We start from the raw sequence: 14899 nt of genomic DNA, 5'->3' as shown, positions 1-14899 counted from the left end.
GTCTTGAGCGTCATCCGTAGGATCTACTGGTTTCTTACCACTTTCATCAACTGATGTCTTTTCTGTTACTAATTGATCACCTGGAATTGTATCCTTTGATCCATCTGAGTAAGTAATTGTGGCTGTACCATCATTTCCTACTTCTACCGTAGTTTTGTCTGGGAAGTTTCCTTCATTAGCTTTTTCGACTTTTTCCTTAACTGTTTTCTTTTCATCGTCTGTTAAGTTTGTCTTGTCTGTTACTGGTGTCTTTTCTGGAACTTTTGGTTCTACTGTATCAGCAATTGGTGTCTTTACTGGAACTTCCTTAGTTACAGGTGCGTCCATTGAAGGATCGTTAACTGTAACAGTGATTGGTCCTGTAACTTTTGTCCCTGGAGTTACGATAATGTTGCCATCATCATCAAGTTCAACTGGAACATCCTTACCATTTTTATCCTTAGCAGTTACAGTTGTGTCAGGAGTTGCGTTATTTACAACGTATCCTGTTGGTTGCTTAGTATCTGTTGGGGTAACAGGTGTTGCATCCCCAGTAACTTCTGTCTTAGGAGCATTTGGTGCTGGATCTTCAGGAACTTGTTGTGCTAAGACCCCTGTTTGAATATATGTGCTTGGGTACATACCTGTATCATCACCGAAATATGCTGAAACTGGTAAGATACCTGATTTATCTGGAACCTTAAATGCAATGTTGCCGTTACCATCATCTACCATGAAGTATTGTGGAGCTTCTTTGAACTTCAATATTGTACGTACATAAAATGGGTTACGTGCCCCGTTAACGTTAAGGTCTACATTTGTATTAGTTGTGTTTCCTTGAGAAACTTCATCAATATTAAATTCAGCTTTTCCATTAGCGTCAAATTGAGCTGTTTCACGGTAGTCTTCTGAATGGATTTCTTCATCTAAACCAGCATTAGCAGTAGCAAAAGTATAACGTGTAATGTATAATTCAGGGTCATCTAAGTATTTAGCCACACTTGGATCAACATTAACGAAGTATTTTGAACCTGTTAATTGTCTAGCAACTGTTGGTGATAAAACTGAACCTGTCTTCTTGATAGCTTCATCAATAACCATCGCACCGTATTTACCAATGGTTGGATCAAAGTGCACACTACCACTAGGTGTTAAACCTTCTAACTTATCAACTGCAGTAGTGTTAGTTGAAGTTGGAGGTACAGGGTTTCCTGAAAGATAACCATTAGTTACTGATTGTTTAATTACTGAATCAGTTCTTGAGTTGTATACATAAGCACGATATGGGAAGAATTCAGATCCTTGGTTGTTGTCTAAAATTTGTCCCACTGTATCTTTTAATGTAAGGACCCCTTCAGCACGATAGTTACCTAAATCAGCCCCACCGAAAATCCCATCAGCTTTGATTGCTCCTCTACGAATATATTGAGCTTCAAAGATGTTTGTGCCTGGGACACGTTCAAAGTAAATCTTTTGGTTAGGACGACTAACTGGGTGAACCCACATTTCTGAAACTTGGTCAGCTAAAGTATCGTCTAATTGTAGACGCACTTTCCAATCTGTACCTGAGTTTGCACCTGCTGAAAAGATGCTGACATTGAAGTTAACTTCTTTTGAATTACGATCAACTTCACTTAAGTTAGGAAAATTGAAACTTAAGTTTTGGAAGGTATAGTTGTTAGTTTCTTGTTCATCAGCTGTCCCCATTGAACGATCACCAGTAGTTACTGCAGCTTTTGATTCACGTAATTGAGCATCTAAAGCTGCTGTATCTTTTGGAAAATCAGCTACGTTAAATGTTGTTGTAGTAGCTTTTTGATCATCGTTAGCTGTATCAGTTGCTGGAGTTGTGTCTTCAGCTTGTTTTTGTTCATCTGCAACTGGTGTTTTCGTTGCAACATTATCTACTTTAGTTTGAGTTGTAGTATTTTCTGCTTGTGTTTGAGTTGCAGCATTATCTGCTTGAGTTTGAGTTTCTTCATTTTCATCTTGGGTTGGGTTAGTTGCAACCGCAGTTTGTTCTGCATTAACTTGATCAGCAGATGCCACGTGTCCTTGCATCATAAATGTTGCCCCGATTAAAACAGAAGCAACCCCTACGCTAAAACGTTTGATTGTAAAACGTTGCTTACGATCTTGATGCTTTTGTTGTTGTAATTTTCTATTATTTTTAGATAGCATATCGTTTCTCCCCTTCACTAAAATTTTGTAAATTTTTTTACATAACCTACACTTTTATTATACACTATCCATAATATTTTTTTAGCTTTTTTTAATTTTTTTTCATAACTTCTTCAAATTTATAGTAGCAATATAAAAATTATTTAAAATACAAAGAAAATTTCCGCATCAAAAAAGACCTGACCGCGAAAAAAATTCCGCAATCAGGCCGTATAGCCAATTCTATATATTTCAAAATTTTTAACATTAACTATAATTGAACTTTCCCCAATCCTAACGCTACAAGCGCACATAGGGCAAAGATTGCAATTACCAGGATACTTAATTTTTCATGTTTGGTCATCGGTTGTTGTTCTTGCTTGCAAGCTTGATAGAAGAAATAAAAACCGGGAACAAACGCAATCGTCATTAACCACAAGTAATGCAAGCTCGCCAAAATAATGGCCCCCGCTTGAAAAATACTTGCCATCACTCCAATGAACAATTGCAGATACTCGCGTTGTTGCCACGAATATTGAATTTGATATAACGCCACCAATAAATAACAAAGTATATAAGCTGACGTACAAAGTGTATAGGCAAAAGTATAAGCTTGCGTAGTAAATAGCATCGACCACACAAAAATCGTCTGCATGATACCAGCGATTACCAATGAAATTGTAGGGGCTCCATGATCATTCAATTCCCCCCAATACTTTGGTAAGAGCTTATTTTGCGTCATTAGCGTCGCAACTTCGGCAGGCAGCAAGGTCCATGATAACCAAGCTCCCGCTACCGAAATAATTAATCCAATATTAATCACAATCGCACCCCACTCACCAACAACGTGGCGTAAGATAGCGGCGATTGCAGGTTGTCCTCCTTGCATCAATTGTGATTGCGACATCACACCATATGGCAAAATTGACACAAAGATATATATTAGCAACAATGACAACAAACCAATATAGGTAGCTTGATAGGCATCAGCACGTCGTTTTGCCCGGTTGGCCAACACCGTCGCTCCTTCGACTCCGACAAACAACCACATCATAATCAATAAACTGCCCTTAATTTGGGTAAATAAATTAAGTGAAGGCGCCGCAGATAAATTCTCTCCTACATTCAACCAGAAATTCTTCGCGAACATCCCCGTTTTAAAAGCTAACATCATCACAACTACGAAAACAAACAACGGAATTAACTTACAGATCATGACAACCGTATTGATAATCGTGGCACTTTCAACTCCACGATTAACTAAGTATGTTAACATCCAAATACAAACCGTTGCTCCTAAGATTGAAGCAATATTTTGGCCATTGCCAAAAATCGGAAAGAAATTCCCGAGTGCACTCATCATCATGGTCGCTAAAGCGATATTTCCAATTCCCGCTGCCAGCCAATAACTCCATCCACTAATAAATCCGGCTAAGCGTCCAAAACCTTCCTGCGCGAATACAAACAAACCGGCATTTAAATCTTGGCGTTTACGTGAAAGATTCAGCAAAGAAATCACAAAAAAGAACACTCCTAAACCAACAATCAACCAAGCTAATAGTGCTGGTCCTCCACTGGCAACGCGGGCCAAATCACTAGTAATTCCAAATGCCCCCGCTCCAATCGAAGAAGAAATGATTAAGGCAATCAGTCCTAACTTTCCAATTCCTTTTTCTTCATTATTATTCATTTTTTTACTTCCTAACAAAATTTTTTAACACAATGAATAATTATACAGAGAATATTAAAAAATACAAGCATTTTTCCAGAACCCCAAACTCCTTTACCATCAAGTTTCCCCCGCATTTTACGTAATTTTCCCACAAAAAAAGCATCCTCAAAAATTGAGAATGCTTGTATTTTTAATCAACAAACGTTAAATTCGTTGGTTGTTTTATTTTTAATTCTGGATGCGCTTTGAGGTAAGCAATAATCAAGCGTGAGACTTCGGTTTCTCCAAGTTCTAATGCTTTATCCGCACTAAACATTGGATAATCGCCCCCACCGATTCCACGGTATTGATTAATTACAACTTTCAATTTATCATCAGCCTTTAAATCCTTGCCGTGATATTTTAAACTTGTAATTCGTTGTCCGAACGGTTGATTAATATCAATCGTATAATCAATTCCGGAATAGTAATCGTAGTTGTAAAACTCTGGCTTGGGATCAGCGAAAGTTGGGTTGATGCCCACACTACCATCAGCTTCTTTAACGAAAAATGAAGCACTCCGTTCAAGAGCGGATTTCATATCAGCTCCCGAAATTTCTTCTAACATCAAGGTATTAGGGTAGACATAAGAGTTCATCACATTTCTGATAGTGACTTCTTCATCTAAACCACGAACTTCATCATTAAATAAAGCCGTTCCAGCAACATCAGCCCCTAGAGCTTCCATTTGCACGCGATTTACTAATTCAAGATATGCATGTCCATGCGTACGCGCTTGCATATGGTCTTCAATCAACATTCCTCCATCAATATGAGCGATTGTTTGATCTAACCATTTTTGAACATCTTCTTGCCAGTCATTAACTAGCGGCAATAAGAATTGGTTAATTGCTGTGTCTTCAGTCGAATGAAGTTCAGCTTTACGACTCACGACTTGTTTTTTATCATCTAACTCAAGCGTGATTTCCGCCACGTTTGCCCCGCGATAACCTGGTTGCGTTGTGGCGACATTGCCAATTACTTCCGCGATTTCACGGTGTTGGTGCCCTGTGACTAAAGCATCAACCCCTTCAATTTGCGTTAATAATTGATAACCTTCATTTTCACCGGTAAGCTTTTCTGTCGGTTCTCCTGTTTGCAGATTCCGTTCGAACCCTCCGTGATAAGCTAGTACCAAGACATCCACCAATGGGCGTAATTGAGGGACAAGCTTCTTAGCAGTTTGATAAACTGATTCAAACTTCCAGCCTTCAATATGTTCCGGCTTTTCCCAATGTGGAATATATTGCGTTGTTAGCCCGATAACACCAACCTTCACCCCATTTTGTTCGAAGATTTTGTAAGGTCCATCAATAATCTTGGTGTTAGGCCCCTCTTCAATATTGGCCGCAAGAATTAGCGCTTCATTATGTTGATACACCGCTTCTAAATACTTGGGACTGTAATTGAATTCGTGATTCCCTAAGATATGAACATCGGGTTTAACCACATGAAAAATCTTAGAGAAGCGTTGATAATAATCTTTTTGCTTACGCATTTGATAAGCGTAATCTGTGAAAGGTGATCCTTCTAAAAAATCACCGTTTTCTACATATAATATAAGGTCGTCTGGATTAGCTTGACGAATTTGACGAATTAACTGTGATGCCTTCAAATAACCAAATGGTTGATAGTCATCTTTTTGGGCATAATTGGTTGGATACATAAACCCATGAACATCACTTGTTGAGAGAATTCTAACTTTCATTTAGACCAACTTCTTTCTGAGCATTCCTGACAACCAGTCAATTGCTGTAACCATGATGATAATTCCTAAAAGAATAATCCAACACGGTCCCATGAACGGGTTTGAATCGCAAATAATAGTGGAGTACCGATACCACCGGCACCAACCATCCCTAAAATGGAAGCTGAACGCACTGCAATTTCAAAACGGTATAGCGTGTATGATAAGAATTCCGGCATGATTGTTGGAATTGTCGCTAAAGTTAAAACATCAGTTGCAGTTCCCCCGGCAGCGTAAATTGCTTCGTCTGCGCCATGATCCATATTTTCAAGGGCTTCTGAGAATAACTTCCCTAACATCCCAATTGAGTGGATAGATACCGCAAGGACCCCGGCAAATGAACCCGGTCCAACTGCTTTAATGAACATGATTGCGAGCACGATTTCTGGGAATGTTCGAATTAAAACTAACATGAATTTCCCTGTTGTTGAACGTGGATGTAACTTTCCTTCATTCTTACCACGAGCTGCCCAAAAGGCAAACGGTACGGATAAAACTGCTGAAATTACTGTCCCTAAAAAGGCAATCGCAAGGTTTGTAAAATCAATGAAACCAAGTCTTCACCGGAACCATCATATACATATGCCCAATCCGGATGCGTTAAACCATGAAAAATTGATGATGAAACTTCACCAGCTGATTCTTGAATCCCTGAGAATGTAAGTCCTGTAAGGGCCCATCCATAGATTACAAGGACAACTAATGAAATCATTAATGTTGAATATTTTTGCCAAAATGTTTTTTGAATTGTTTTTGTTTCAGTCATATCCTATTGTAACCTTTCTCTTAAGTAGTTTGATAATGCGTCAATCACGACTACAACAACTAAAATAGCAAGTGTGATAACTGCTGTTTGTTCGTACTTGAATGATGAAAGGGAACGTTGTAAGAAGACCCCGATACCACCAGCACCAAGGTACCCTAAGACCGTTGATGCACGCACGTTAATTTCAAATGTGTACAAGAAATATGAAATAAAACTGTTAAGTACTTGTGGAATCACCGCAAAGACAATCACTTGAATATTGTTAGCTCCAGCAGCTCTTATGGCTTCAAGTGGACCTTCATCAATGGTTTCAATTGCTTCATAGAACAACTTAGAAATCATCCCAAATGAGAAAATCGCCAAAGTCCAAACCCCAGCACTCGCACCGATTCCGACAATCGCAACCGCTAAAGCTGCTAAAAGCAAGTCCGGTAAAGTCCGAATAAGGTTCAAGATGAAGCGAATTACTCCGCGGATTACCGTGTTCTTCACGATATTACGGGCAGCTAAAATTGCAAATGGGACCGCAACAATTGTCCCAAGCGTTGTCCCTAACAAGGCCATTTGAATCGTTTCGATAATTGGTTCAACGATGATATTTGTGTATGACCATTGGGGATGCATCATTCGTTGTAATAAAACTGTGAAACTTTGAAAGTTTTCGAAAAACTTACTCATTTCAACCCCAGTTGATACAGCTGAAACATGAATTAATCCCAACAATACAAGTACAATCGCCCAAGTCTTAACGTGGAACTTTTGTACCCAAGTTCTTTTTGGTACTTGATTTTGCATCCTTAATTAAGCCTCCTTTGATAACTTGTTTTTGCTTTCATCATAGATTGAATCAAAGTCTGAACGTGAAACTTCTGCAATTGGCTTATCATAAACTAATTCGCCCGCACGTAAACCAATGATACGATCAGCGTATTCTAAGGCCAAATCAACTGAGTGCAAGTTTGCAAGCACAGTCATATTGAAGTCCTTGTTTAATTGCTTTAAATCATCCATAACTGACTTTGTTGTCTTTGGATCAAGGGAAGCAATGGGTTCATCAGCTAAGATAATTGTTGGATCTTGCATGAATGTTCGCGCAATGGCGACACGTTGTTGTTGCCCCCCAGATAATTCATCTGCGCGCGTATAGATTTTACTTGCCATGTTAACACGCTTTAAAGCTTCAACGGCTTTTTGCTTATCTTCTTTGCTGAAAAGACCTAACACACTTTTCCATGTTGGATAATAACCGACACGACCTGAAAGGACATTTCTTTGAACTGAAGCGCGCTTAACGAGGTTGAACCCTTGGAAAATCATCCCAATTTTACGACGTAAATTACGTAAAGCTTTTCCTTTTAAATTAACGATTGATTGTCCTTCAATCAAAAGATCGCCTGAAGTAATATCATGCATGCGATTAACTGTGCGTAATAAAGTTGACTTTCCGGCACCAGATAAACCAACGACCACAACGAATTCCCCTTCATACAAGCTAAGGTTGATATTTTTTAACCCGACAGTTCCGTTAGGGTAAACTTTTTTGACATCTTTAAATTCAATTACAGCTTTCTTTTCCATTTGTATATCCTTTCAAAAAAGGGACTACGAAACCAATTCGCAGCCCCAAAATTTATTATCTTTAATTATTTTGTGATTTCCATCAAGTCATCACATTCAAATACGTATCATGGAGCCAGCATAACATTTATCTTTAGATACTTCGGCAAGCATTTTTAATTATCAATCACAATTAAAGTGACAAATTCCTACCTATTATATATGTATCTTTTTATGTTGCTTTTTTCCATGTTTGTTTAAAGTGAAGTTTAAATCACTTAAATATTGAAAAACATGAGTCGCAGCATTAACATCTGTTACAGATAACATGTTAAGCGTTTCTCCTTTTAATGTATTTTTTTAATATATTACCTAATTCCGTACGTTATTGCAATATATTTTCTGATTTTTCTTGAAAAATTGTAAATTCGTTAAAATAAATGTTTATAATAAGCTAAATCCGCCCATTTTTCCGAATAAAACCACAAAAAAAGCGGGACTTGTTGCATGTCCCGCTTTTTCTAATTACTTATCTAATTTTTCCGCAATCTTATCGTATTTACGAATTACATCAAAGTTACTGTCTTTTGAATCAACATAACCTTCATGTGTGTAAAGCGTTGAAACGATCTTGTGACCTTCTTTAGTTTTAGCGATATCCTTGAAGGCTTTTTGGAGTTTCTTTTGCCATTTAGGACTCATATCACCACGAACTGTAATTGTGTCATTTGGAATCTTAGCAGTAGTGTAGATAGGAACAATTTTCTTTTCGACATCTGGTGTATCTTTCTTAACTAAACGTTCTGCACCTTGGAAAACAAAGGCTGCATCTGTATTCTTGTTAAGCACTGAGATAACCCCTTGGTCGTGACCTTTCACAACCACAGTCTTAATCTTGTTTTTCTTATCGTTAATATTAATGCCTTGTTTGTACATTGATACTGCTGGGTAAATCCATCCAGCGGTTGATGTTGTATCTTGAACCGCAATCTTCTTACCCTTAAGATCCTTAAGGCTCTTAATGCCACTACCTTTACGAACAATTACTTGTGCGCGATAGTAATCGACTAATTTAGACTTATCAAATTCATCGTTAGTCCCTTTTTTAATATCATAACGAAGAGATTGTAAAATTACTTTTGAGTTGTATTGCTTGTGAGCTAAAACATATGCATCAGGTGGTAAGAAACCAACATCAACTTGTTTTGAACCCATCGCTTCAACGATTGTATTGTAATCAGTTGAAACAGATACCTTAACCGGAATTCCTAATTCCTTTTTAAGCAACTTTTCTAACGGCTTAGCCTTAGCTTCCATGCTCTCGGCATTTTGTGACGGTACAAATTGAACCGTTAATTTCTTAGGCGCATAATCCGCATGAGCCGTACTTGTTGTTTGCGCTAATCCAAGGGTTGTCCCTGCGATTAGGGCAGCTGATAAAAATAATTTTTTAAAGCTTTTCATTGTAAAAAAAAAACTCCTTTTCGCTAAATTGATTATATTATACTGGGACAAAAATTAAATTTCAACCTCTTTTTTAAGATTTTTTTAATTTTATTATATTTTCTTAATTTTCGTATCGTAATGAAGAATATATCGATTTTTTCTTATAAAAGTAGATTTTTCTTAACATTATGCTATATAAAGCAGATTTTATTTAGATTATTATGGTTATATTTTTAGCTAAAAACGCAAAAACAGGTGATTTCTCACCTGTTTTTAATTTATTTATCTAGTTTTTCAGCGGTCTTGTCATATTGACGTAAGATATTAAAGTTGCTATCTTTAGAATCCGTGTAACCTTCATGCGAGTAAAGACTAGAAATAACCTTGTGACCTTCTTTAGTCTTGGCAATATCTTTGAAAGCTTTTTGAATCTTCTTTTGCCATTTAGGACTCATATCACCACGAACTGTAACAGTATCATTAGGAATTTTCGTAGTTGTATAAATAGGGACTACTTTATCATTAATATCAGGAGTATCTTTTTTAACTAGACGTGTTGCACCTTGAAAGACAAAAGCGGCATCCGTATTTTTGTTAAGCACAGAAATAACTCCTTGATCATGACCTTTAACAACCACTGTCTTAATCTTGTTCTTTTTATCGTTAATGTTAATACCTTGCTTGTACATTGATACAGCAGGATAAATCCAACCAGAAGTTGATGTTGTATCTTGCACCGCAATCTTCTTACCTTTAAGATCCTTGAGACTCTTAATACCGCTATCTTTGCGCACAACGATTTGTGAACGATAAAAATCAACTAATTTAGACTTATCCAATTCATCACTCTTATTGTTTTTCACATCATAACGAAGTGCTTGCAAGAGAACTTTCGCATTATATTGCTTATGCGCTAAAACATAGGCGTCAGGTGGCAAGAAGCCAACATCAACTTGCTTTGATCCCATCGCTTCAACGATTGTGTTGTAATCAGTTGAAACCGACACTTTCACGGGAACGCCTAATTCTTTTTTAAGTAACTTTTCTAATGGCTTCGCTTTAGATTCGATACTTTCAGCATTAGAAGACGGAACGAATTGCACCGATAACTTTTCTGGCACATAATCTGCGCGAACCGTACTTGGATTTTGTGCTAAACCAATCGCACCTCCTGCAATTAATGCTGCTGATAAAAATAATTTCTTAAAATTTTTCATTATTTTTCGAGCCCCTTTTCGAATAAGAATGATTTTCATTATACACGCTACATTTTTTTAATTCAAGATGTTTTTAGGTTTAACCTTCGGCTTTTAGGTTGTTATAAATGCTTCTTGAGATTTATTTACGTTTAGTAAGTTATAATATCTTGATATTTATCGGATATAAATTTTCATTGTTCGTATTTTATTTAGGTAAAAAATAAGGACAGGAATGATTCCTGTCCTTAATAAGAGTTATTTATCTAGCTTTTCAGCGGTCTTGTCATATTCACGAATGACATCGAAGTTGCTGTCTTTAGAATCTGTGTAACCTTCGTGTGAGTAAACACTTGAGACAATCTTGTGACCTTCTTTAGTTTTCGCGATTTTCTTGAATGCATTTTGAATTTTCTTTTGCCATTTTGGACTCATATCACCACGAACTGTGATTGTGTCGTTCGGAATTTTTGCAGTTGTGTAAATTGGAACAACCTTACTTTCAACTTCAGGTGAATCTTTTTTCACTAAATTACGTGCACCTTGGAAAACAAAGGCAGCGTCAGTGTTCTTGTTGAGCACTGAGATAACCCCTTGGTCGTGGCCTTTAACAACAACTGTTTTAATCTTGTTTTTCTTATCGTTAATATTTACGCCTTTTCTGTACATTGAGACAGCTGGGTAAATCCATCCGGCAGTTGAGGTTGTATCTTGCACCGCAATCTTCTTACCTTTTAGATCATCAAGGTTCTTAATGCCACTATCCTTTCTGACAAGAATTTGTGAACGATAGTAGTTAACTAATTTTGATTTATCAAGTTCATCTGATTGGTTGTTTTTGTAGCCATAACGAAGAGCTTGTAAGATAACTTTTGAGTTATATTGTTTGTGAGCTAAAACATACGCATCAGGTGGCAAGAATCCAACATCAACTTGTTTTGATCCCATCGCTTCAACGATTGTGTTGTAATCGGTTGAAACTGACACCTTAACCGGAACGCCTAATTCCTTTTTGAGTAATTTTTCTAACGGTTTCGCCTTAGCTTCCATACTTTCGGCATTTGACGAAGGTACAAATTGAACCGTTAATTTCTTTGGCACATAATCCGCTTGGACATCGTTCGGTTTTTGAGCAAACCCAATAACTGCTCCGGCGATTAACGCTGCGGAAAATAAAATCTTCTTAAAGCTTTTCATTACTGCAAAACTCCTTTTCTTTAACCTTGACTTTATTTTAATTTATCCCGAATTAAATTGCAATATGTTTTTGAAATAATTCGTATTTAATTAAATAAAAATGTGTTTTAAGGATTATTTACGTTGATTGTTCGTTATTTGGTTGTGTAATAGAATTTGCAATTTTTTTCTTTCCTGGTAAAATCGATTCAGAAACATCCATGATCGGAGGAATTTTTGATGGATTCAGTTGAAAACAACCAACTTACCCTTTCGTTTTCACAAGAACAATATCAGGCACTTCAAACTCAAGCTGCACTTTGTCATCAAGATTTAGCAGATTATGTCCATGATCTGGTTATCGCCAAGCTCAAGGCCGATGGTGTTGATTTTGAAAAGCATACTGATCTACCTGATGATGAGATTTTAAAGTTAATTAATTTAATCTAAGGCTGGGGAAAATCAACTTCTAACAAAAAAATCCCATTAAACAAATAGTTTCATTAAAAAAGGCTGACAAAAAAGGCTTGAAATTAAAAAACTTAAGAAATCACGTTTTCAAGGCCGTTGATTTCTTAAGTTTTTTTTATTATTTTTGATATATTTTTTCAAAAAAGTTAGTTTTTTAAATCCTCTTTTTCGTGCCAAAATCGTATGATTTGGAACGAAAAAACTGAGATTTTGATGATTTTCCGTTCCAAGCACCCGTTTTTCGTTCCAAAACACCCTATTTTGGAACGAAAAACAAAAAAGTGGTAAGATAAAAAAGAACAAATAATTAAACATTTCTGAATCTTCTACCCTATTAACTATTTGAGAATAAACACGATGATTATCTGCATTACTTGTATTACCTGATGGGGTTTTAATCAATGTATGTTGATTAAGCATTCCTTTTAATGAAAGATTAATCACTATTGTCCCTACTTTTTCTTTCTGAATCCCGCAAATATTTCTCCAAAAATTACAAATAATATTGAACATATTACTCCTAGATACATCATATTATTCTTTAAAGGGGTTCCACTTTCCCCTGCATTCTTGATTTTAAAAATCTCTAACCCAAGTACATTAACGTTATAATTCATTAAATTATTCAAATTTACAATATAATATCCAATCCAAATTAAAATAGAACTGATTAATGAACTAAATAACATACCAAAAATTATCTCAAAAATAATTCGTAAATCTTGTCTTTTAAAAATTCTCATTACCCTCACCTCTAAATATAATTTTATAAAGGATGCAATCCACTACTGTTAAAACTAAAAAAATAAATCCTATCAATGCTGCTAAAATTATTTCATGTAACCGATCACAACGATAGTATAGCACGCAATATAGAGGGGAATATTTCATTTTCGTTACAAAATTCAAGTTATATTTCCATTACAACATTTTTTCGTTCCAAAACACCCTATTTTGGAACGAAAAACAAAAAAAGTGGAACGAAAAAAGCCGAGAAAATTTCTTTTCTCAGCTTATCTTTAAAATTTAACTGGCGTTTTAGCTTCTTTTCCTTCAATCATTAAAAGATTGTTATCAAAGGCTTGGATAACCATTTGTTCTACCGCGTGGGTAGTATAAAAAGCAGTATGTGGGGTTAACGCAACGTTTGGACGCTTAATTAAATCAGCTAAGCGGGCATCTGGGAATTCTTTTTTGCGCCAGTCATTGTTGAAAATTCCAACTTCATTTTCATATGTATCTAAGACAAAACCAGCGACCTTTCCTGAATCCAAACCGCGAATTACCGCATCAGTATCAACCAACGGGCCACGCGAAACGTTCACAATCACAACGTCATCTTTCATCTTTGCGATTGATTCATCATTAATCATATGTACGTTTGCGGGCACATCAGGTACGTGTAATGAAATCACGTCTGCTTGCGCATAAAGGTCATCTAAACTATCAACATAGTATCCTTTAGCTTCAAGGTCAGGATTTCTAAACAAGTCATAAGCAATCACTTTAGCTCCAAAACCTTCCATGATTTTCATAAAGACTTGTCCAATATGACCTGTTCCAATTACACCGACAACTTGGTCACGGACTTCACGCCCAATTGTTGGGGCCCAACGTAAGTCCCCTGCTTGAACTTTTTGTTCCATCACGGTTGCTTGACGTAAAACGTTAGCGGTTTGAATTGCAGCGTGTTCCGCAATCGCATTTGGTGAATAAACGGGAACGTTTGTAATTTGGAAATTGTATTTTTTAGCTGCCGCTTGATCAATGTTATCAACTCCGACGTTTCTAAGAGACATCTTGTTGATTCCAAGATCAGCTAAAGCTTTAAGTGTCTTTTGCGTATATTCTAATTGTTGGAAAACAACAACCCCATCAGCGCCTTGAGCCAATTTAGCAGTGTCTTCGTTCAAGAGTTGATCCGTAAATTGAACTTCAATTTCAGGATGATCTTCTTGCCATTGTGCCACGAATGGCTTTTCATCTTCGCGAATTGCGTAAGCGAAAATCTTCAAAGCACTCACTCCTTTTTCTATATTAATTGTACATTTCATTTCGATAACTCAATTTAAATTATAAACCTTAAAAAATGTAAACGCAAACTAAAACAGCCTTCATCCTTGATTTTAAAGCTTTTTTAAATTTTATTTATCTTAACTCAAAAATTTTTTTCACTAAAAAAATTTTTAATCAGTTTTTTTAAAAAAATACGTAACATATCCTTAAAACCGCGATATTTTGGCTTTTTATCGTAAAAATCACTTGCATTTACATCTTGTTTTATAGTACAATACTTTCAGAACAAGGGGTAACCCACGTTTTTATTAAATTCCAACGGAGGTTTTTATCTAATGAACAAGAACGAATTAGTAGAATTAATGGCCGAAAAAATGGGCTCAACAAAGAAAGAAGCAGAAGCAGCTTTAGTAGCATTCACAGAATCAGTTAAGGACGCATTAGTTGACGGTAAGAAAGTTCAATTAATCGGCTTCGGTAACTTTGAAGTACGTGATCGTGCAGCTCGTAAAGGTCGTAACCCACAAACTGGTGAAGATATCGAAATCCCTGCATCAAAAGTACCTGCATTCAAGCCAGGTAAGGGTCTTAAAGACGCTGTTAACAAATAATTAATATTATTTTTTGAAATTCAACCAATCGGCATTTTTGTCGGTTGGTTTTTTTATGTTTTT

At 36.4% G+C, this 14899-nt stretch carries 13 protein-coding genes and 1 pseudogene; 2 read left to right on the top strand and 12 right to left on the bottom strand.

The window, feature by feature from the left end; all coding sequences use genetic code 11:
- From JCM14209_RS10305 to phnD (JCM14209_RS07170), 9 genes and pseudogenes are all read right to left on the bottom strand, one after another.
- Positions 1 to 2160, bottom strand: a 2160-nt coding sequence (locus JCM14209_RS10305) for a MiiA motif-containing surface protein (protein WP_035520209.1), incomplete at its 3' end; no start/stop codon positions are given.
- 250 nt (positions 2161 to 2410) lie between these two features.
- Complete coding sequence (locus tag JCM14209_RS07215; protein ID WP_025022832.1) at positions 2411 to 3829, bottom strand: basic amino acid/polyamine antiporter; 1419 nt, start codon at positions 3827 to 3829, stop codon at positions 2411 to 2413.
- Positions 3830 to 4001: 172 nt separating this feature from the next.
- On the bottom strand, positions 4002 to 5558 hold the full coding sequence (locus tag JCM14209_RS07205; protein WP_025022831.1) for a bifunctional metallophosphatase/5'-nucleotidase: 1557 nt from the start codon (positions 5556 to 5558) through the stop codon (positions 4002 to 4004).
- A pseudogene (gene phnE, locus JCM14209_RS09420) lies at positions 5559 to 6363 on the bottom strand (phosphonate ABC transporter, permease protein PhnE). It lies immediately after the preceding gene.
- A 3-nt stretch (positions 6364 to 6366) separates the two neighbouring features.
- Entirely contained in the window at positions 6367 to 7158 is a 792-nt protein-coding gene (gene phnE / locus JCM14209_RS07195; protein ID WP_025022830.1) for a phosphonate ABC transporter, permease protein PhnE, read from the bottom strand.
- 6 nt (positions 7159 to 7164) lie between these two features.
- Complete coding sequence (phnC, locus tag JCM14209_RS07190; protein WP_025022829.1) at positions 7165 to 7941, bottom strand: phosphonate ABC transporter ATP-binding protein; 777 nt, start codon at positions 7939 to 7941, stop codon at positions 7165 to 7167.
- A gap of 504 nt (positions 7942 to 8445) precedes the next feature.
- Positions 8446 to 9384 carry a phosphate/phosphite/phosphonate ABC transporter substrate-binding protein gene (gene phnD / locus JCM14209_RS07180; protein ID WP_025022828.1) on the bottom strand — a complete coding sequence of 313 codons (939 nt, stop codon included), beginning with the start codon at positions 9382 to 9384 and terminating at the stop codon, positions 8446 to 8448.
- Between the two features lie 260 nt (positions 9385 to 9644).
- Positions 9645 to 10583, bottom strand: coding sequence for a phosphate/phosphite/phosphonate ABC transporter substrate-binding protein (gene phnD, locus JCM14209_RS07175; RefSeq protein ID WP_025022827.1), 939 nt, complete (start codon positions 10581 to 10583; stop codon positions 9645 to 9647).
- 237 nt (positions 10584 to 10820) lie between these two features.
- A complete protein-coding gene (gene phnD / locus JCM14209_RS07170) occupies positions 10821 to 11759 on the bottom strand; it encodes a phosphate/phosphite/phosphonate ABC transporter substrate-binding protein (RefSeq protein ID WP_025022826.1) in 939 nt (312 codons plus the stop codon).
- A gap of 219 nt (positions 11760 to 11978) precedes the next feature.
- Here phnD (JCM14209_RS07170) and JCM14209_RS07165 point away from each other — a divergent pair, with 219 nt between their 5' ends.
- Complete coding sequence (locus JCM14209_RS07165) at positions 11979 to 12188, top strand: hypothetical protein (RefSeq protein WP_025022825.1); 210 nt, start codon at positions 11979 to 11981, stop codon at positions 12186 to 12188.
- A 108-nt stretch (positions 12189 to 12296) separates the two neighbouring features.
- Here JCM14209_RS07165 and JCM14209_RS07160 read toward each other — a convergent pair whose 3' ends face one another.
- The 3 genes from JCM14209_RS07160 to JCM14209_RS07150 all read right to left on the bottom strand — a co-directional run bounded on the left by JCM14209_RS07160 (position 12297) and on the right by JCM14209_RS07150 (position 14263).
- Positions 12297 to 12653: a hypothetical protein gene (locus JCM14209_RS07160; protein ID WP_025022824.1), complete on the bottom strand. Its 357-nt coding sequence runs from the start codon at positions 12651 to 12653 to the stop codon at positions 12297 to 12299.
- A gap of 8 nt (positions 12654 to 12661) precedes the next feature.
- Entirely contained in the window at positions 12662 to 12952 is a 291-nt protein-coding gene (locus tag JCM14209_RS09415) for a DUF5963 family protein (RefSeq protein ID WP_051523411.1), read from the bottom strand.
- A gap of 276 nt (positions 12953 to 13228) precedes the next feature.
- The gene (locus JCM14209_RS07150; protein ID WP_025022823.1) at positions 13229 to 14263 is read right to left on the bottom strand and encodes a D-2-hydroxyacid dehydrogenase; all 1035 of its coding nucleotides are present in this window, start codon (positions 14261 to 14263) and stop codon (positions 13229 to 13231) included.
- A 297-nt stretch (positions 14264 to 14560) separates the two neighbouring features.
- Between JCM14209_RS07150 and hbs the strand changes: the two genes are divergently transcribed.
- Entirely contained in the window at positions 14561 to 14836 is a 276-nt protein-coding gene (hbs, locus tag JCM14209_RS07145) for a non-specific DNA-binding protein Hbs (RefSeq protein ID WP_025022822.1), read from the top strand.
- Positions 14837 to 14899: the final 63 nt, after the last annotated feature.

This window comes from Ligilactobacillus hayakitensis DSM 18933 = JCM 14209 (assembly GCF_000615845.1).
Classification (GTDB): Bacteria; Bacillota; Bacilli; order Lactobacillales; family Lactobacillaceae; genus Ligilactobacillus; species Ligilactobacillus hayakitensis.
The sequence above is the reverse complement of the archived record's forward strand: the minus strand, read 5'-3'. Positions and strand labels throughout refer to the sequence as shown.

What these genes read in the sequence shown, in the direction of transcription:
- hbs (WP_025022822.1), top strand. Translation starts at nt 14,561, where the DNA reads ATGAACAAGAACGAATTAGTAGAATTAATGGCCGAAAAAATGGGCTCA.
- phnC (WP_025022829.1), bottom strand. Translation starts at nt 7,941, where the DNA reads ATGGAAAAGAAAGCTGTAATTGAATTTAAAGATGTCAAAAAAGTTTAC.
- phnD (WP_025022827.1), bottom strand. Translation starts at nt 10,583, where the DNA reads ATGAAAAATTTTAAGAAATTATTTTTATCAGCAGCATTAATTGCAGGA.
- JCM14209_RS07150 (WP_025022823.1), bottom strand. Translation starts at nt 14,263, where the DNA reads ATGAAATGTACAATTAATATAGAAAAAGGAGTGAGTGCTTTGAAGATT.
- phnD (WP_025022826.1), bottom strand. Translation starts at nt 11,759, where the DNA reads ATGAAAAGCTTTAAGAAGATTTTATTTTCCGCAGCGTTAATCGCCGGA.
- JCM14209_RS07165 (WP_025022825.1), top strand. Translation starts at nt 11,979, where the DNA reads ATGGATTCAGTTGAAAACAACCAACTTACCCTTTCGTTTTCACAAGAA.
- phnD (WP_025022828.1), bottom strand. Translation starts at nt 9,384, where the DNA reads ATGAAAAGCTTTAAAAAATTATTTTTATCAGCTGCCCTAATCGCAGGG.
- phnE (WP_025022830.1), bottom strand. Translation starts at nt 7,158, where the DNA reads ATGCAAAATCAAGTACCAAAAAGAACTTGGGTACAAAAGTTCCACGTT.
- JCM14209_RS07215 (WP_025022832.1), bottom strand. Translation starts at nt 3,829, where the DNA reads ATGAATAATAATGAAGAAAAAGGAATTGGAAAGTTAGGACTGATTGCC.
- JCM14209_RS07205 (WP_025022831.1), bottom strand. Translation starts at nt 5,558, where the DNA reads ATGAAAGTTAGAATTCTCTCAACAAGTGATGTTCATGGGTTTATGTAT.
- JCM14209_RS09415 (WP_051523411.1), bottom strand. Translation starts at nt 12,952, where the DNA reads ATGAGAATTTTTAAAAGACAAGATTTACGAATTATTTTTGAGATAATT.